This is a genomic window from Ruegeria sp. AL3 (assembly GCF_056536065.1).
This window is the reverse complement of record NZ_JBQFJG010000001.1, coordinates 98,401-115,744: the sequence shown is the minus strand read 5'-3', so window position 1 is coordinate 115,744 and position 17,344 is coordinate 98,401. Positions and strand designations below refer to the sequence as shown.

At 58.8% G+C, this 17,344-nt stretch carries 17 protein-coding genes and 2 tRNA genes; 6 read left to right on the top strand and 13 right to left on the bottom strand.

All coding sequences use genetic code 11. From position 1 onward, the window contains the following. Positions 1-113 precede the first annotated feature (113 nt). Positions 114-560, top strand: coding sequence for a DUF302 domain-containing protein (locus tag ACR3E6_RS00550; RefSeq protein ID WP_253284940.1), 447 nt, complete (start codon positions 114-116; stop codon positions 558-560). 10 nt (positions 561-570) lie between these two features. On the opposite strand, the gene ACR3E6_RS00545 is transcribed toward ACR3E6_RS00550, so the two are convergent. Continuing rightward, the gene (locus ACR3E6_RS00545; RefSeq protein ID WP_209832496.1) at positions 571-1,035 is read right to left on the bottom strand and encodes a DUF2867 domain-containing protein; all 465 of its coding nucleotides are present in this window, start codon (positions 1,033-1,035) and stop codon (positions 571-573) included. A 4-nt stretch (positions 1,036-1,039) separates the two neighbouring features. Then, positions 1,040-1,762: a 1-(5-phosphoribosyl)-5-[(5-phosphoribosylamino)methylideneamino]imidazole-4-carboxamide isomerase gene (gene hisA / locus ACR3E6_RS00540; protein ID WP_171630959.1), complete on the bottom strand. Its 723-nt coding sequence runs from the start codon at positions 1,760-1,762 to the stop codon at positions 1,040-1,042. 134 nt (positions 1,763-1,896) lie between these two features. Here hisA and ACR3E6_RS00535 point away from each other — a divergent pair, with 134 nt between their 5' ends. Further along, complete coding sequence (locus ACR3E6_RS00535) at positions 1,897-2,298, top strand: DUF2147 domain-containing protein (RefSeq protein ID WP_171722904.1); 402 nt, start codon at positions 1,897-1,899, stop codon at positions 2,296-2,298. 3 nt (positions 2,299-2,301) lie between these two features. On the opposite strand, the gene hisH is transcribed toward ACR3E6_RS00535, so the two are convergent. Both hisH and hisB read right to left on the bottom strand, forming a co-directional pair. Then, complete coding sequence (gene hisH / locus ACR3E6_RS00530) at positions 2,302-2,940, bottom strand: imidazole glycerol phosphate synthase subunit HisH (protein ID WP_170343693.1); 639 nt, start codon at positions 2,938-2,940, stop codon at positions 2,302-2,304. Beyond that, on the bottom strand, positions 2,941-3,528 hold the full coding sequence (gene hisB, locus ACR3E6_RS00525) for an imidazoleglycerol-phosphate dehydratase HisB (RefSeq protein ID WP_480485290.1): 588 nt from the start codon (positions 3,526-3,528) through the stop codon (positions 2,941-2,943). Positions 3,529-3,682: 154 nt separating this feature from the next. On the opposite strand from hisB, the gene ACR3E6_RS00520 reads away from it, so the two are divergent. Continuing rightward, entirely contained in the window at positions 3,683-3,922 is a 240-nt protein-coding gene (locus ACR3E6_RS00520) for an Lrp/AsnC family transcriptional regulator (protein ID WP_050602861.1), read from the top strand. Here ACR3E6_RS00520 and ACR3E6_RS00515 read toward each other — a convergent pair. The 3 genes from ACR3E6_RS00515 to ACR3E6_RS00505 all read right to left on the bottom strand — a co-directional run bounded on the left by ACR3E6_RS00515 (position 3,919) and on the right by ACR3E6_RS00505 (position 5,049). Beyond that, entirely contained in the window at positions 3,919-4,785 is an 867-nt protein-coding gene (locus ACR3E6_RS00515; protein WP_480485287.1) for a GNAT family N-acetyltransferase, read from the bottom strand. The two genes, ACR3E6_RS00520 and ACR3E6_RS00515, sit on opposite strands and share 4 nt — an antisense overlap. Before the next feature lie 81 nt (positions 4,786-4,866). Continuing rightward, positions 4,867-4,941 (bottom strand) — tRNA-Gly (locus ACR3E6_RS00510). A gap of 33 nt (positions 4,942-4,974) precedes the next feature. After that, positions 4,975-5,049, bottom strand: a tRNA-Gly gene (locus tag ACR3E6_RS00505). A 151-nt stretch (positions 5,050-5,200) separates the two neighbouring features. Here ACR3E6_RS00505 and ACR3E6_RS00500 point away from each other — a divergent pair. Continuing rightward, a complete protein-coding gene (locus tag ACR3E6_RS00500; protein ID WP_480485285.1) occupies positions 5,201-5,353 on the top strand; it encodes a hypothetical protein in 153 nt (50 codons plus the stop codon). Positions 5,354-5,368: 15 nt separating this feature from the next. Here the strand turns inward: ACR3E6_RS00500 and ACR3E6_RS00495 are convergent, their stop codons facing one another. From ACR3E6_RS00495 to ACR3E6_RS00480, 4 genes are all read right to left on the bottom strand, one after another. Beyond that, a complete protein-coding gene (locus ACR3E6_RS00495; RefSeq protein WP_171630974.1) occupies positions 5,369-5,752 on the bottom strand; it encodes an MAPEG family protein in 384 nt (127 codons plus the stop codon). A gap of 79 nt (positions 5,753-5,831) precedes the next feature. Beyond that, a complete protein-coding gene (locus ACR3E6_RS00490; protein ID WP_480485283.1) occupies positions 5,832-9,269 on the bottom strand; it encodes a pyruvate carboxylase in 3,438 nt (1,145 codons plus the stop codon). 160 nt (positions 9,270-9,429) lie between these two features. Next, on the bottom strand, positions 9,430-10,551 hold the full coding sequence (locus tag ACR3E6_RS00485; protein WP_480485281.1) for an alpha-hydroxy acid oxidase: 1,122 nt from the start codon (positions 10,549-10,551) through the stop codon (positions 9,430-9,432). Between the two features lie 39 nt (positions 10,552-10,590). Further along, positions 10,591-12,366, bottom strand: coding sequence for a sensor domain-containing diguanylate cyclase (locus ACR3E6_RS00480; protein WP_171722910.1), 1,776 nt, complete (start codon positions 12,364-12,366; stop codon positions 10,591-10,593). A 178-nt stretch (positions 12,367-12,544) separates the two neighbouring features. Between ACR3E6_RS00480 and ACR3E6_RS00475 the strand changes: the two genes are divergently transcribed. Beyond that, on the top strand, positions 12,545-14,977 hold the full coding sequence (locus ACR3E6_RS00475; protein ID WP_480485278.1) for an ATP-dependent helicase: 2,433 nt from the start codon (positions 12,545-12,547) through the stop codon (positions 14,975-14,977). Between the two features lie 4 nt (positions 14,978-14,981). Here ACR3E6_RS00475 and ACR3E6_RS00470 read toward each other — a convergent pair whose 3' ends face one another. Both ACR3E6_RS00470 and ACR3E6_RS00465 read right to left on the bottom strand, forming a co-directional pair. Then, positions 14,982-15,272 carry a DUF1330 domain-containing protein gene (locus tag ACR3E6_RS00470; RefSeq protein ID WP_480485276.1) on the bottom strand — a complete coding sequence of 97 codons (291 nt, stop codon included), beginning with the start codon at positions 15,270-15,272 and terminating at the stop codon, positions 14,982-14,984. 373 nt (positions 15,273-15,645) lie between these two features. Continuing rightward, entirely contained in the window at positions 15,646-15,870 is a 225-nt protein-coding gene (locus tag ACR3E6_RS00465; RefSeq protein ID WP_171630987.1) for a DUF1127 domain-containing protein, read from the bottom strand. Between the two features lie 966 nt (positions 15,871-16,836). Between ACR3E6_RS00465 and mraZ the strand changes: the two genes are divergently transcribed. Continuing rightward, a complete protein-coding gene (mraZ, locus tag ACR3E6_RS00460; RefSeq protein ID WP_171630988.1) occupies positions 16,837-17,340 on the top strand; it encodes a division/cell wall cluster transcriptional repressor MraZ in 504 nt (167 codons plus the stop codon). The last annotated feature ends 4 nt before the right edge of the window (positions 17,341-17,344 follow it).

The following is a 17,344-nucleotide window of genomic DNA, read 5'->3' as shown; positions in this document are numbered from 1 at the left end:
GGATAAAATGGGCGTCATCAATTCTGGCAAAGCTTTGCTGATGCCAGACTTGTGATTGTCAGATTTCCAAAACCTGTGAGAATTGGAGTGAATATTACAGAAGGAATACCGACATGCGTAGCTTGATACTTGCTGCAATTTTTTCGCTCGGAGGGGCTTTGGCCGCCATGGCTGACGACATCATCAAAGTTCAAACGAACAAATCCGTAGCCGAGGCGCTGGATGCGCTGGAAGCAGCGGTTGGCAACGCAGGGGCCACTGTCTTCGCCCGTATCGACCACGCGGCCGGGGCGGAAAAGGTCGGTACGCCCATTCCGGCCAATCAAGTGCTGATTTTCGGCAATCCTGCGCTGGGCACGCCGGCCATGCAGATCGATCCGCGTGCAGGATTGTTCCTGCCGCTCAAGGTGCAGGCGTATGAGGATGGGAACGGTCAGGTCTGGTTGGCCTATGAAGACCCCAAGGAAACGATGGACGAGCTGGATGACGTCGAAAAGTCACCTGTAGTCGAGAAGATGCGCGGTGCGCTCGCCAAGTTGACCGCTGCGGCCGCGGGTTAGACCTTTTGGGTCATGTGCTTGCGCTTTTCAAACGCGCAAGCGCGTTTCGCGCGATCAGGATGTGAAATGGCAGGATCGCAGCCAGGTACAGGCGCCCGCCAAGGTTATGGCGTCGGACCCATGTGGCCAGCGAGATGCGGCCGTTTTCCGACAGGACGGACACCCGGAAATCCAGGTGGCGATCGTTGAAACCTGCGATCACCTCGGTCCTGCCATCATGTTCAACCGGGAAGATCCCCAGCTTGTCGTCAGCATCCGGGCCGGTCGTGCTGAGGCCAAAGGGTGTCACCAACAGGCCGCGCAGCCGAACCAATGCCAGCGCCCATCCGGGGAACGCGGTGATGATTTCCGCGGCCCGGCGCGGCGGAAGATTGGATTCAACACTGAAGCAGTCCAGAAAGTCGCCGGTTTTAAACCGTTCGTTCAGCAGGCTGTGCGCGGACAGTTCGGAACGCTTTACCGGCGAATGAAACATAAAGCTATCCTCTGAGCGCGGTCAGAGCCTCTTTCAGATCAATCGCTCCATCATAAAGCGCGCGGCCGGAAATGGCACCGTTCAAAGCTGCGCCACAATCGCGCAGGGCGATCAGATCGGCGATCGAGGACACGCCGCCAGATGCGATGACCGGAATATCGACCGATTTGGCAAGCTCTGCGGTGGCCTCGACATTGGGGCCCTGCATCGCGCCGTCCCGGTTGATGTCGGTGTATATGATCGCAGCGACGCCCGCGTCTTCGAAGCTGCGGGCCAGATCGGTTACCTGAACGTCGGTTTCTTCGGCCCAACCCTTGGTGGCAACCAGACCGTTGCGCGCGTCGATGCCCACGGCGACCTTGCCGGGAAAGGCTTTGGCCGCTTCGCGCACCAGATCGGGGTTCTCGACCGCGACCGTGCCCAGAATCACGCGGGCCAGGCCTTTGTCGATCCAGGTCTCGATGGTGGCCATGTCGCGGATGCCGCCTCCCAATTGCGCGGGCACGTCGCAGGCTTTCAGAATCGCTTCGACCGGGGCGGCGTTGACCGGCTCACCTGCAAAAGCGCCGTTCAGATCGACCAGGTGCAGCCACTCGCACCCGGCCTCGACAAAGGCGCGGGCCTGCGCGGCGGGGTCTTCGTTGAACACGGTGGCCTTGTCCATTTCACCACGCAGCAGGCGCACGGCATTGCCGTCTTTGAGGTCGATGGCGGGGTAGAGGATCATGTCGGGCGGCCCTATATCTGTGTTGCACGCGCGGGATATCGCACAGGCGGGGCAGGGGATGCAACGCGACGCTGGGTCATTCTTGCCCGCAGCTGGTTGCCGGGTCAGACTGCCATCAAAACAGGGAGACAATCATGAAGAAATTTACGTTTGCAGCGGGTTTGATGTTTCTTGCGACCAGCGCGATGGCTGCGGATCCCGTCGACGGTCTGTGGAAGACTGCACCCGGTGATACCGGCGGCTATCTGCACGTGACGATTTCCGGATGCGGCAGTGCGATCTGCGGAACCATCGACAGCGCCTTTGATGCGGATGGCAACGAGCAGCTGGAATATGAAAACCTGGGCAAGCAGATCATTTGGGACATGGTGCCCGATGGCGGCGGAAGCTATGATAGCGGCAAGATCTGGGCACCGGACCGGAACAAGACATACAATTCAAAAATGTCACTGGACGGCCAGAACAAACTGACCGTCAAGGGATGTGTGGCGGGCGGTCTGATCTGCCGCGGTCAAACCTGGACGCGTGTTCAGTAAGCCTCAGGGTTTCCAGGTCAGGAAGTTGCCCAGCATGCGCAGGCCAACGTCCTGGCTTTTCTCGGGGTGAAACTGCATTCCAACCATCGTGTCGCGGCCAATGACGGCCGTGACCTCCTGCCCGTAGTCCACATAAGCCAATCTCTGTGCCGGGTCGGACACCCGGAAGTGGTACGAGTGGACGAAATAGGTGTGATCGCCGGATTTCACCCCGTTGAACACCGGGTGATCGCTGTCCAGAACAAGATCGTTCCAGCCCATATGCGGAACTTTCAGCGATGTGTCTGACGGCTCGATCCTGACGACATCGCCGGCAATCCAGTCCAGACCATCCGTTTCGCTGTATTCATGGCCTTTGGTTGCCATCAACTGCATCCCCACACAGATGCCCAGAAACGGGCGGCCTTTCTGTTCGACCGCCTCGACCATCGCGTCATAGATGCCCTTGTGCCCACGCAATTCGGCAGCGCATGCCGGAAACGCCCCGTCGCCCGGCAGAACCAAGCGATCCGCGCGTGCCACAACATCCGCGTCCGAGGTGACGACAACCTCACCGGCGCCGACCTCTTGCGCCATGCGCTGAAACGCTTTTTCCGCCGAGTGCAGGTTGCCGCTTTCGTAGTCGATAATGGCGGTCAGCATTTACAACGCGCCTTTGGTCGACGGAATCGCATCTGCCTTGCGCGGATCGGTTTCAACGGCGTCTCGCAGCGCGCGCGCTACGGCCTTGAATGCGGCCTCGGCGATGTGGTGGCTGTTGAAGCCGTGCAACTGGTCGATATGCAGCGTGATGCCGCCATGGGTGCTGAGCGCCTGAAAGAACTCGCGCACAAGTTCTGTGTCGAATGTACCGATTTTCTGCGTCGGCAGGTCCACATTCCAGATCAAATAGGGGCGGCCGGACAGGTCCAGCGCACAGCGAACCTGAGCGTCATCCATCGGTAGGTGGCATTCTCCGTACCGCCGGATCCCCTTTTTGTCGCCCAGGGCCTGCGTCAAAGCCTGCCCCAGCGCGATACCGGTATCTTCGACCGTGTGGTGATCATCAATGTGGTAATCGCCCTTGGCGCGGATCGTCATGTCGATCAGCGAATGGCGCGCCAGTTGATCCAGCATGTGATCAAGAAATCCAACTCCGGTCTGGTTGTCATAAATGCCGGTGCCATCCAGATTGATCTCGACCGAAATTTCGGTTTCGGCAGTCTGGCGGCTGATCTTTGCGCTGCGCATGGGCGAATTCCTTTTGCTACAGGCGCGCTTATAGACGGGGAAGGTCGGGGTTTTCCAGACCGCGCGTTGCGAACGCTGCAAACTGTTGCAGGGGATTGCGCCCGGCTTGGCCCCGTGTCAGCTTGCGAACAACACGAACCGATAGGGTCAAACCATGTCCACCTGCGTTTTCATCCAGATCCGTTGCAAGCCCGGAACCACCTACAAGGTCGCCGAGGAAATCGCCCTGCGCGAAATCCATTCTGAACTGTATTCCACCAGCGGTGAATATGATCTGCTGCTCAAGCTCTATATCCCCGAGACCGAGGATGTGGGTCATTTTATCAATGAACACCTGCTGGTGATTCCCAATATCGAACGCTCGCTGACCACAATGACGTTCAAGGCGTTTTAACCCAGTTCGAATGAGGTGACGCCAAAGACACGGCTCAGATCGATATCCGGCGCGTGGCCGGAATACATCCGGGCCGTTTCAAACACCTTTTCAAGACCCAGCGCATCCGCCAGCGCAAAGGCGGCGGCGTTGGGCCGCGGCATGTCGATGAACACGTCATGCGTGGCGTGATCGTCGGGGATGGCTTCCAATACCGAGGCCAACAGGGCTTGGGCAATCTCGGCGTCGTCCGCGAACAACGGCCCGATCTTGTATCCGCTTTGACAGGGCCGCAGGGTCGCATAGCCCCGGATTATGCCATTCTCGGCAATCACGCGCGAGGCGTGGCTGGGCGCGCTCAGCCAATCGCGCAGGAAGATGTCGCGCGGGGCAGGGAACATCTGCCGGTCATAGGCGGCTAGATCGTCCGAGAGGCTGTGCAACTCCTCAACCCGCGCAGCCGGTTGCGCCCCGAGCGCGGCCAGAATCCCGCGTTTTGTCCCGCCAAAGCGGTAGTTGTTATAGGCAAAGGTAAAACCGGACTTGCGGTAGTTATCCTGCTGCTCGACGACACCATCCAGACCGATGTTGTCCGCATTGCAGTTTTCCAAGGCGTGCCGCCAGATTTTCAGCCCGTGGCCCGATCCGCGAAACTCGGGCCGAACGATGTAGAACCCAAGGAACGCAAAGGCGTCATCATACTGAACGACCGAAATGGAAGCGATCATCTCGCCATCCAGGAACCCGCCGAGAAACCCGCGGGTATCCGTGCCGTGGAAGCAACGAGCATCGTGATACCCCGGGTTCCACCCTTCGCGCCCGGCCCAATCGACGGCCTTTTGCACCTCGTCAACGGTGAGTGGGCGGATGACGTAATCAGACATGGGTGAATCCTGCGTTGGGCGATGCAACCAGAATGACGCAATGTCTTGTGAAGAACCAGCATGTATGGAGAGTTCTGTATCTGGAGCGGGCGAGGCGATTCGAACGCCCGACCCTAACCTTGGCAAGGTTATGCTCTACCCCTGAGCTACGCCCGCATCAGATACATATGTGGTCCGAAGACCTCTCAATGGAGCGGGCGAGGCGATTCGAACGCCCGACCCTAACCTTGGCAAGGTTATGCTCTACCCCTGAGCTACGCCCGCGCCGTTGAGTGAGGAGGGATTTATAAATTCCCACGCGGGGCTGCAAGCGGAAAAACACAAAAATGAGAAAAAAGTATTTCGACGGAACCCGGCATCCGGCCCGTTCAATCTCAAACACGGATCAAAAAAGGACACAGGCAGAGGGGCTTTCATGATATCCGTTGCAGACATGAAGATAATGGCGCTGGCCGCGATGATCTTGCTGGTCGCCGTGATGCCGGAATCGGACGATCACGAACACAATCGGATCACGCCCGTTTTGTTGAAAGCGCCCCATGTGATGACGACGGAACTGACGGGATAGCACCCGCCAGCTGTCCTACAGCGCCAGAATCAGGTTGGCGATGGCCGCAACCAGAATGGCCAGGAACGTCAGGCTCATTCCAGCCTGCCGCAGGATGACGATCTGGGGCGTGCGCCCGAATCCGTAAGCGTGCAGCAGACGCCCGGCCAGCAACATCAAACCCAGTATATGCAAAAGCAACCCTCCGGCGCCCTGTAACTCCACCATGGCGATCAGCAATAGGGCGATTGGGGCGTATTCGGCGCAATTGGAATGTGTCCGTATCGCCTTGATCATCAATTTGCTGCCCCCATCCCCGACCGAGATTTTGTCGCTGCGGCGCTGAAGGATCACTTTGACGCTGAGTGCAACGTAAAGAATAGCGATCAGGGCCGCATAGATCGGGGTGATAGCAAGCATGGTGGGTCTCCGCTCCGGCATAGAAAAAGGGCCGCGTGGTTTCCCGCGCGGCCCTTTGAACTGTAATCGGTTCGGCAGCTTATTCCAGCTCGATCAGAAGGTCCTTTGCGTCAATCTGGCCGCCGGGCTGCACATGAACGGCCTTGACGGTCGCATCGCGCTCGGCGTGGATGCCGGTTTCCATCTTCATCGCCTCGATGGTCAGCAGCATGTCGCCTTCCTTGACCGGCTGGCCCGCTGTTACGGCGACAGTGGCAACAACACCGGGCATCGGCGCACCGACATGATCCGGGTTGCCGACCTCGGCCTTGGGCCGCGCCTGCGTGGTCGAGGTGACCAACCGGTTCGGAACCCGGATCACGCGCGGTTGACCGTTGAGTTCAAAGAACACTTTGACCTCTCCGTTTTCATCCGTTTCGCCAATGGCCTGACACCGGATTTCCAGCGTCTTACCGGGGTCGATTTCCGCGGTGATCTCCTCGCCCGGCTCCATGCCGTAGAAGAAGGTGCGCGTTGGCAGGGTACGAACCGGGCCGTAGATCCGGTGGCGACCCATGTAGTCCAGGAACACCTTGGGATACATCAGGTATCCGTTCAGATCCTCGTCATCGACCTCTTTGCCTTCCAGCTGCTTGGACAGCTCGGCGCGGGTGGCTTCAAGATCGACCGGGGGCACGTCCTTGCCGGGTCGCTGCGTGTTGGGAACCTCGTCTTTCAGCACCTTCTTGATGATGGTCTCGGGGAACCCGCCCGGAGGCTGACCCAGATTGCCGCGCATCATGTCCACGACCGAGTCGGGGAAGGCCACGTCGGTATTCGGGTCCTCGACCTGTTCACGTGTCATGTTCTGGCTGACCATCATCAGCGCCATGTCACCAACGACCTTGGAAGACGGCGTGACCTTCACGATGTCACCGAACATCTGGTTCACGTCAGCATACATCTGCGCCACTTCGTGCCAGCGTTCTTCCAGACCCAGGCTGCGTGCCTGCGCCTTGAGGTTGGTGAACTGACCGCCCGGCATCTCGTGCAGATAGACCTCGGACGCGGGGGCCTGAAGACTGGATTCGAAGGCCGCATACTGGCCACGCACAGCCTCGAAGTAATCGCTGATTTCACGGATGGCCTTGATGTCCAGCCCGGTGTCGCGGTCGGTATGGCGCAGCGCTTCGACCACGGTGCCCAGCGTCGCCTGGCTGGTGTTGCCCGAGAAGCTGTCCATCGCGCAGTCAACTGCATCGACGCCCGCCTCGGACGCGGCCAGAATGGTCGCGCTGGCAATACCGGCGGTGTCATGTGTGTGGAAATGAATCGGCAGCCCGACCTCTTCCTTCAGCGCCCGGATCAGGATTTTGGCCGAGGCCGGTTTCAGCAGGCCCGCCATGTCCTTGAGGCCCAGAATATGCGCGCCGGCGTCGCGCAGTTCTTTCGCCATGCCGACATAATATTTCAGATCGTACTTGGCGCGATCCGGGTCAAGAATATCGCCAGTGTAACAGACGGTACCTTCGCAAATCTTGCCGCTATCGACGACCGCATCCATCGCCACGCGCATGTTTTCGACCCAGTTCAGCGAGTCGAAGACACGGAACACGTCAATTCCTGTCGCCGCCTGACGCACGAACTCCTGCACCACGTTGTCAGGATAGTTCGTATAGCCCACGCCGTTTGCGCCGCGCAGCAGCATCTGGGTCATCAGGTTCGGCATCGCCTCACGCAGGTCCCGCAGGCGCTGCCACGGGCATTCCTGCAAGAACCGATACGCCACATCGAAAGTCGCGCCGCCCCAGCATTCGACCGAGAACAGCTGCGGCAGGTTCGCCGCATAGGAGGGAGCCACCTTGATCATGTCGATCGAGCGCATCCGGGTCGCCAGCAGAGACTGGTGCCCGTCGCGCATGGTGGTGTCGGTGATCAGCAGTTGGCGCTGCGCCTTCATCCAGTCGGCCACCGCCTGCGGGCCCTTCTGCTCCAGCAGGTTGCGCGTACCCATCTGCGGTTCGGCCTTCAGCGCCGGAGGCCTGGCCTCCTTCAGGTCGGCGCGCGGGCGCGGGCGGTCCTTGGTTTCGGGATGCCCGTTCACGGTGATGTCCGCGATATAGGTCAGAACCTTGGTGCCGCGGTCGCGCCGCTTCTTGAAGGTGAACAGTTCGGGCGTCGTGTCGATGAACTTGGTGGTGTATTCGTTCGACAAGAAGGTCGGATGCTTGAGCAGGTTGATGACGAAGTCGATATTCGTCGAAACCCCGCGGATGCGGAACTCGCGCAGGGCGCGGTCCATCCGAGAGATCGCCTTTTCGGGCGTGGGGGCCCAGGCCGTAACCTTGGTCAGCAGCGAGTCGTAATAGCGCGTAATCACCCCGCCCGCATAGGCCGTGCCGCCATCCAGACGGATGCCCATACCGGTGGCCGAGCGATAGGCGGTGATCCGGCCATAGTCGGGGATGAAGTTGTTCTGTGGGTCCTCGGTGGTGATCCGTGTCTGCAACGCGTGCCCGTTGAGCTGGATATCCTTTTGGCTGGCCATGCCGGTCGCCTCGGCCAGCGTCTTGCCCTCGGCGATCAGGATCTGCGCCTGCACGATGTCGATACCGGTGACTTCTTCGGTCACGGTGTGTTCGACCTGAACGCGCGGATTGACTTCGATGAAATAGAACTTGCCGGTGTCCATATCCATCAGGAACTCGACCGTGCCGGCACATTCGTAATTCACATGCGCACAGATCCTGCGGCCAAGCTCGCAGATCTCTGCGCGCTGTTCGTCGCTCAGATACGGGGCTGGGGCGCGTTCCACGACCTTCTGGTTCCGGCGCTGGACCGAGCAGTCGCGTTCATACAGGTGATAGATTTCACCGTGCTTGTCGCCCAGGATCTGCACCTCGACGTGGCGCGCACGAATGATCATCTTTTCCAGATAACCCTCGCCATTGCCAAATGCGGCTTCGGCCTCGCGACGGCCTTCCAGCACTTTCTCTTCCAACTCTTCTTCCGACTGGATCGGGCGCATGCCGCGCCCGCCGCCGCCCCAGGACGCCTTGAGCATCAGCGGATAGCCGATTTCGGCGGCCTCCTTGCGGATCGCGTCCATGTCATCGCCCAGAACTTCGGTGGCAGGAATGACCGGAACGCCTGCTTCGATTGCTACGCGTCGCGCGCTTGCCTTGTCGCCAAGCGCGCGCATGGTTTCCGCCTTGGGGCCGATGAAGGTGATGCCGTTCTTGACGCAGGCATCGACGAAATCCGGGTTCTCGGACAGCAGACCATAGCCCGGATGAATCGCGTCGGCGCCACATTGCTTGGCAACACGGATGATCTCGTCGATCGAAAGATAGGCGGCAACCGGCCCCATGCCTTCACCGATCTGATACGCCTCGTCAGCCTTGAACCGGTGCAGGCCCAGTTTGTCTTCTTCAGCGTAGACGGCGACGGTTCGTTTTCCCATCTCGTTTGCTGCGCGCATGACGCGGATGGCAATCTCGCCGCGGTTGGCGATCAGGATCTTGTTGAAGTCTGTCATGATAGGTCCCGGTCTTTTGTGTATGGGCGTCTTATTGGGCGGAGAATACGCGCAGGTATATCCGTTCTTCTGGGTAGAACCGGCATGTTATCGCTCGCAAACGCCCTATGATCGCAGCGCCCTTATACTTTTGCTGCGCCGCAGCATCAAATGTTTAACGTTAACTCTCAATCTGACACAGGCTTGCCAGGCCCATCTGGCCCATATTTGCATGCAGGTCTTGCCTGAGAATCTCGATGACATGTGCAGGCCCCCGCGCGCCAAGCGCCGCAAGACCATATAAAAAAGCCCGCCCGAGCATCACGAAGTCTGCGCCCAGCGACATGGCACGCAAAATATCCAGACCGCCTTCGACACCACTGTCGAAGATCAGGGGCAGGCGGGTTGCATCGCGGACAGAGGGCAGAACCTCGATGCTGGCCGGGGCCGCGTCAAATTGCCGACCGCCATGATTCGACACCCACAAAGCATCGACACCGACCTGTTCCAGCCTGCTCGTATCCTCTGGTCGCAGGACACCCTTCAGGACAAGCGGACCGTCCCAATGGTCGCGCAGCCATTTGACATAGTCCAGATCCGGCGAGGTTCGAAGCAGGTAACCGATATGAGCCGTGGGCGGAAGATTCCCGGGGTTTTCGATATATTTGTCCAGCGTTCGCATATGCGGCACACCGTTGCGCAGCATGCCCATCGCCCAGGCGGGTCTTTGGGCGATCTGCGCCAGAATGCGCGGGGTCAGCTTTGGCGGTTGCCGCAGGCCCGATCGTGTCTGCCTTTCCCTGCGCGATGCGACGGGAACATCCGCGGTGAGGACCAGGGTTTTGAACCCGGCCTTGCGGACCCGGTTCAGCAGGTCTTTTCGAATATCCGGATCCCGGGGCGGGTAAAGCTGGAACCAGGCATTGTCCCCAAGATGCGGTGCCATGTCTTCAGGGCTTTGGCTGGCTACGGTCGACAGGGTATAGGGAATACCCGCCTCTGCGGCCGCGTTGGCAAGCAGTTGCTCGGCGCGGGGCCAGACCAGCCCGGACATTCCGATCGGCGCGATTCCGAACGGCAGCGGATACGAAGCGTCGAGAAACGACTTTGATGTATCAAAGTCCAGCTCGCCATGCAGGATCGAGGGGCAGAGGCGCACGTCATCCAGCGCCTTGCGGTTCCGGTGCAGCGTCGTTTCAATCCCGGTTCCACTGTCGATATACTCCCACACGAAATGCGGCAGACGACGGCGCGCACGGTGTTTCAGATCCGGTATACCGGGATAGGTGCTGTGCAAGTCCATGCAGATTGATCCGACCTGCCATGCGATTCGGCAAGTTTTTTAAGCTGCATCCTTGGGTGGTTGCCGGTTTTCAGGCGACGCATTTTCGGTCTTGTTCCTGGTGCCGCTTGCAACATGCACCTGGTTGCGCCCCTTGTCCTTGGCGACATAAAGCGCATCGTCAGCCGCGCGCATCAGGTCCTGCGGCATGGTGCCGTGGGCCGGGTAATGTGCAACCCCGACCGATATCGTAATGCGCGGCAATACCTTCTCGCCATATCGGACGGTTACGGCTTCAACCGCCTGGCGCAGTTGTTCGGCGCGGGTCATGGCATCTTCGGGGCTGTTGTCAGGCAGGATCAGCATGAACTCTTCCCCCCCGATTCGGCAGGCGACTTCGTCCCGGTCGCACCCCTGTTCCAGGGCGGCGCCGACGGCGCGCAATACCATGTCGCCCGCATCATGCCCATGAGTATCGTTGAACTTCTTGAAGTGATCCACGTCCACGGCGATCAGGCTTAGCGCGGCGCCCGTCTGCTGGCTGCGGCTGATGGACTTGCGCAGCGTCTCGGTCATATGGCGGCGATTGAACAGCCCGGTCAGGGGGTCTCGTACCGATTGGTCGTGAAGCTGATCCCGCATGCGGACGTTGGCGATCGCCATACTGATCTGTTCGGCGCATAATTGGGCCAGCTTGCGGCTCTTGTTGAAGCAGTCTTCGCGCCCCTCAAGTGCCCGCAAATGCAAAAGACCAACGGTTTCGCCATGGGCCAGAATGGGAAAGCAGAAATAGGGCCGCCCGTCATGCGGTTCGGCGTGCTCGCAGACAAAGTCAATCTCGGATGCGCCGAACTCGTAAGTCCGGCCGCGCCGCAAACCCCAGCAACCTTCGGGGTGAATGTGGGATTTATGAGTTCCACCGTTCCAGCTGGCGCAGCCATCCAGCACATCGCGTGAGTTTGAGTAGACATACACGCTGCCTTCGGCCTCTGGCAGGATGTGGGTCATGAAGCGAGACACCATGTCGAACAGTTCATCCAGCGACCGGCTTGATTGCAGCCATTCGTTCAACTCACCCAATAGACGGACCTCTCGGGCCAGGCGCAGCTGCTCGTCCATCAGCTCCCTCTCTTTCTGGGCTCGTTTGCGCAGGTCGCGAACCTGACGACGGTTGGTGCGATGGACAATCAGGATGACAGTCGTCAGCGCCAGCAGGGCGACGCCGCTCAGCAGCGCCAGAGACAGGCGAACGCGCGTGATGAACAGGTTCCGCAGGTCGGTTATGTCGGAATAGAACTCGATCGCGCCCATGAACGTCGCATCCTTGATGATCGGCGTATAGACCTCGGCCACATGGCGGCTGCTCAGTTCCGTATCCCGGGAATTGTCGAAAACAAAGGAATCAACTTCGGTAACCGGCTTCTCTTCGTGTTTGTAAAAAAGGCCCCCAGCGGCGACGATCGACTGGAAATAGGGTTTCGTATTCACGAACCCGACGTCGCTGGCTCGGGTCGACCAGAACACCTGCCCCGAAGCATCAAACAGCTTGAAGCGGTAAATGTCCGTGGTTTCGGGCAGTAGCTCCAGAAACTCCTGGTCATGATCGGTCAATGCGTGAAAACGGAATGTCTGTTCAAGATCGTTTAGATGGCTTTCGACCTGGCGGCTCATCCGCATCGCGTTCTTTCGCAGGTCTGCTTCCAGCATGCGATCAACCACTGGCGCAGGGGCGGCATAGATCCCCCAGCCCGCCGCTGCCGTCAGCGCGAGCAGCATCAGGGCCACGCCTATCATTTTAAGCCTCGAGGACTGACCCGTCAGTTCCGCCTGTTTCATATGTCCGCTCCCACTACACTCTGCCAAACATCCCAGTCAGGATTTGACAGAGAGTTAACGGGGTGCAGGACGGTGGCGTGTTTGTTTAGAATTGAATGTAAAAAGAAGTGCGAAAAGTCTGTGAACAAGCCGTGAACAAACCCTTTCCCTTCGCGCTTATCCGGCGTAGTTTGGGGCCATGAGCAGTTTTGACGAAATGGACGCCTTCGAGGGCGCATCGCTGTCGGCGCGGGCCATGGCCGTGCGCCCTTCGCCCTATCTGGATGAGCTTAACCCGGCACAACGGGACGCGGTCGAGCGTCTGGATGGCCCGGTTCTGATGCTGGCAGGTGCCGGAACGGGCAAGACCAAGGCTCTGACCGCCCGGATCGCACATCTTCTCAACACCGCGCGCGCACGTCCGAATGAGATTCTGTCGGTAACCTTCACCAACAAGGCCGCGCGCGAGATGAAGGAACGGGTGGGCCGCCTGTTGGGGCAGCCTGCTGAGGGGATGCCATGGCTGGGTACCTTTCATTCGATCTGCGTCAAACTGCTGCGCCGCCATGCGGAACTGGTCGATTTGAAATCGAACTTCACCATTCTGGATACCGACGACCAGTTGCGCCTGCTCAAGCAGTTGGTGCAGGCCGCAAATATCGACGACAAACGCTGGCCTGCGCGGATGTTGCTGGGAATCATCGACGATTGGAAGAACCGAGCGCTGACACCCGACAAGGTGCCAGCCGCCGATGCCGGGGCTTATGACAACAAGGGCATTGAGCTATATGCCCAATATCAGACCCGCCTGCGCGAATTGAATGCGGTGGATTTCGGCGATCTGCTTCTGCACATGGTTACGATCTTCCAGACCCATCAGGATGTTCTGGAGCAATACCAGCGCTGGTTCCGCTATATCCTGGTGGACGAGTATCAGGATACCAACATCGCCCAATATCTGTGGCTGCGGCTGCTTGCGGGCGGGCACAAGAACATCTGCTGCGTCGGCGATGACGATCAGTCGATCTATGGCTGGCGCGGGGCCGAGGTGGGCAACATCCTACGGTTCGAAAAGGACTTTCCCGGCGCGTATGTGGTGCGGCTGGAACAGAACTACCGCTCGACCCCGCATATTCTGGCGGCTGCGTCGAACGTCATTCGCGGCAATGAAAACCGTCTGGGCAAAGAGCTGTGGACCGAAGCCGAGGAAGGCCACAAGGTCAATCTGATCGGCCATTGGGACGGCGAGGAAGAGGCCCGCTGGATCGGCGAGGAAATCGACGCGATGCAGGGCGGTACGCGCGGTATTCGCCCGATGAACCTTGATGAGATCGCTATCCTCGTCCGCGCCAGCCACCAGATGCGCGCCTTCGAAGACAGGTTTCTGACCATCGGTCTGCCCTACAAGGTGATCGGCGGCCCGCGATTCTACGAGCGGATGGAGATTCGCGATGCCATGGCCTATTTCCGGCTGGTGGTCAGCCCCGAGGATGATCTGGCCTTCGAGCGGATATATAACAAGCCAAAGCGTGGCCTTGGAAGCAAAGCATGGCAAGATATTCAAGATGAGGCGCGAAAAAACGGCGTCTCGCTGCTTGCAGGTGCGCAGTTGGCTATTGAAAAGGGGCTTGTTAAAGGAAAAGGTGCCAAATCCCTTCGACAGCTAATCAGTGACCTCGCGCGTTGGAATGGTCTGACACGCGGTCCCCGGATTGAAATTGATGACGACTCGGTCGTCGATGACGAAGTGGCAACAGTTCGTTATGGCGAACCAGAGCTTTCGCACATCGAGTTGGCGCAAATCATCATTGATGAGTCGGGCTATCCAGAGATGTACCTCAAGCCCGTTGATCCGGATAAGCCGGATGCGCCTAGGAAAGAAAAAGACGTTGAATCAGCAGGGCGCCTTGAAAACCTCAAGGAACTGGTCAACCAGCTGGACAATTTCGAGAACCTGCAAGGGTTTCTGGAACATGTCAGTCTGGTCATGGACAACGAACAGGACAGCGACGGGGCCAAGGTTTCGATCATGACCCTTCACGCGGCCAAGGGGTTGGAGTTTCCCGCCGTCTTCCTGCCGGGCTGGGAAGACGGGCTGTTCCCCTCGCAGCGGTCAATGGACGAATCCGGGCTCAAGGGGCTCGAGGAGGAACGGCGGCTGGCCTATGTCGGCATCACCCGCGCCGAAGAAGTGTGTACCATTTCTTTTGCCGCCAACCGGCGGGTGTTCGGTCAGTGGCAGAACTCGTTGCCCTCGCGCTTCATCGACGAATTGCCGGAAGGCCACGTTGAGGTCCTTACGCCTCCGGGGCTCTATGGTGGCGGCCAGCCCGCTGCGGGCATTGAAACCCGCGCGGCCGAAGCGAATGTCTACAACTCGCCGGGCTGGAGACGGATGCAGGCGCGGCAGGGGCAATACGGCATGTCGCAGCCGCGCGAATCCCGCAACACGGTGATCGACGCGACCGCCGTGGCCAGTTTCACGCTGGGGGAACGGGTGTTCCACCAGAAATTCGGCTATGGCGCGGTTGTCGGGATCGAGGGCGACAAGGTCGAAGTCGAATTCGACAAGGCAGGCACAAAGAAAGTGGTCTCGCGTTTTCTGACCAACAAGGATGACGTCCCGTTCTGAGGCGTCATATCACTTCGACCAGAACCAGATTGGTTGAGGCGGTGGCTTGCCGGACCTTCGCCAGCTCGATGTAATCAGGGTCGTCTTTCCAGGCTTTCGCCGCGGCAAGGTCCGGAAACTCCATCAGCACAATGCCACCTTTGGGCCAATCGCCTTCGACCCGTTCGACCGGTTTCGATGAAACCGTGAGCAGGCGTCCTTTGTGGCGGTCGAAGATCGGCATGAAACCCGCCAGATAATCCTGATACCCATCCGGGTGGTGGATGTCGATCTGCGCGATGAAATAGGCGGCCATTGTTTCCTGCGGATCAGAAATCAGAGGGCCATCTTACACCTATGTCAGAAAAACAAAAAAACGGCGGTTCCCAGGGAGGAGGAAGGGGAACCGCCGTCTTGTCAACATCAGAGCAGGGAGGAGGAGAGCCCCGATGTATTCGAACCCGGGTTTGAGCCCGGTATGGAGAAGACGCGGCGACGTCAGGGAGGAGGAAGGCGTCGCCGCGCGCTTTCAACATCAAGGCAGGGAGGAGGAGAGCCTCGATGTATCAGGATCCGGCGGGTTGAGGCCGGTATATGGTGCGGCAACGTCAGGGAGGAGGAGAGACGTTGCCGCTGATAACAGACCCTAAGGGAGGAGGAAGGGCCTGATCTCGATATTCGTGGCGCGCTTATTGCGCGATGTGATCGTTGGCGGCCTGCATGGCCACCCGACGGATCATGGAACGATGCAGGCCCAGATCGGCCAGTTCACGGTCCGACAGTCCTGCCAGCTCATTGACGGTCTGGCGATACATACGATAGCGGGCAAAACGCGCCTTTGCGTTTTCGATCAAAGTTGCGATTCCGAACGCCGGTGTGCTCTTCGATGCTGTATGTGTGCTTGCGACTGCCATGCTCATCATCCGTATTTATTTGCTTTGCCGATTACGCTCGGCCCTTGCTTGAGGTTGAAAATAGGCAAATGCTGCGATTGCACAATAGGTCGCGTCGTCAATGCTGCTATGCAGCAAGCGCATAGATTGGTTCAGTTTTTTCCTTCAACTCGAAATGCACCTTGAAACATTGGGCTTTCCCTTGGGTCACGGGTGACAGCGGAAACATGGCCTTCTTATGGCTTGCCCTTTAATTGAGCGGTGTTGGCTGGAATATGTGCGCAATAAAACCATTCAAGACGTGCGTGTGACCGAAGCGCCAGGCAAGGCGTGGCGGTTCAGCTATTCCCTGATGCACGATTTGCCAGTTTCGCACGTGGCAGAGCAAACTGCCCGAACGCCACGGGATTTCATGGGCCAATGTGGTTGTCGAGGGGAAGTCCCGCCGAAATTGCGCTCAAAGTGCAAATGATTCTGCGAGATCGCTGCCCAAAGATGCCGGGTTTTTCCACCCTGAATGGCAATTCTTTAGATATTCCGGGAAATCGTGGGAAAAAAATCCCAACTTCGAATTGTCTATATCTGGGGTACTGCGCGGAAAGACCTCCTACAATTGGTGTCATTGTGATCAAATTTCATGTTGGTATTGTTGTTGGAGCGTGATTCATGGAACACGGTTCGCAAAATTCCTGTTGATTTCCATGAATTCCCATGGCATCCCTAATACATCCGATGAGGACGAGGCAGCAGGGGCACCAAACGACCCCGACCAAAAATAATCAGGTTTCATACAGGCATCTCGCTTTCATCAATCAAGAGATCCGGCGCGCGGGCGAGCAGACATCCCCCCAGGTGGCGCGTGCAGCTGGACATCCCGCACAGCGGGTCAATGCGGCGGGTTGATCAGTGGCAGCAGATCAACCCGCCGTTTTTCATCCGGGGGGAACGCGAATTTCAAGTGGGGCGCAAGCGAAAGGGACAGTCGTCTTGGCGCGCAGGTTCAGAGGTGAAAGCCACCATAAGGTGGATGCGAAAGGCAGGGTGTCGATCCCGGCCTCGTTTCGCCGCGTGCTTGAAGCCTCCGATCCCAACTGGCAGCCCGGCGACAATCCAGAGCTTGTGATTGTCTACGGGGATCATCGCCGCAAATACCTGGAATGCTACACGATGGAGGCGATCGACGAGGTCGATGCCAAGATCGATGCGCTGCCACGTGGCGCGATGAAGCGCAAGATGTTGCAGCGCCTGTTCCATGGGCAGTCCTTCCCGACCAATGTCGATGAAACCGGGCGGCTGGTTCTGCCGGCAAAGCTGCGCAAGAAGATCGGTCTTGAGGGCGAGGCGTTTTTTATCGCCGCCGGGGATACTTTTCAGATCTGGAAGCCCGAGACCTACGAATCCGAGGAACTGGCGGCGACCGAGGAATGGCTGGACGGCCTTGGCGACGATGTTGATCCATTGGAATTCCTCGATGAAGTCGAGGGCGGGTGACGGC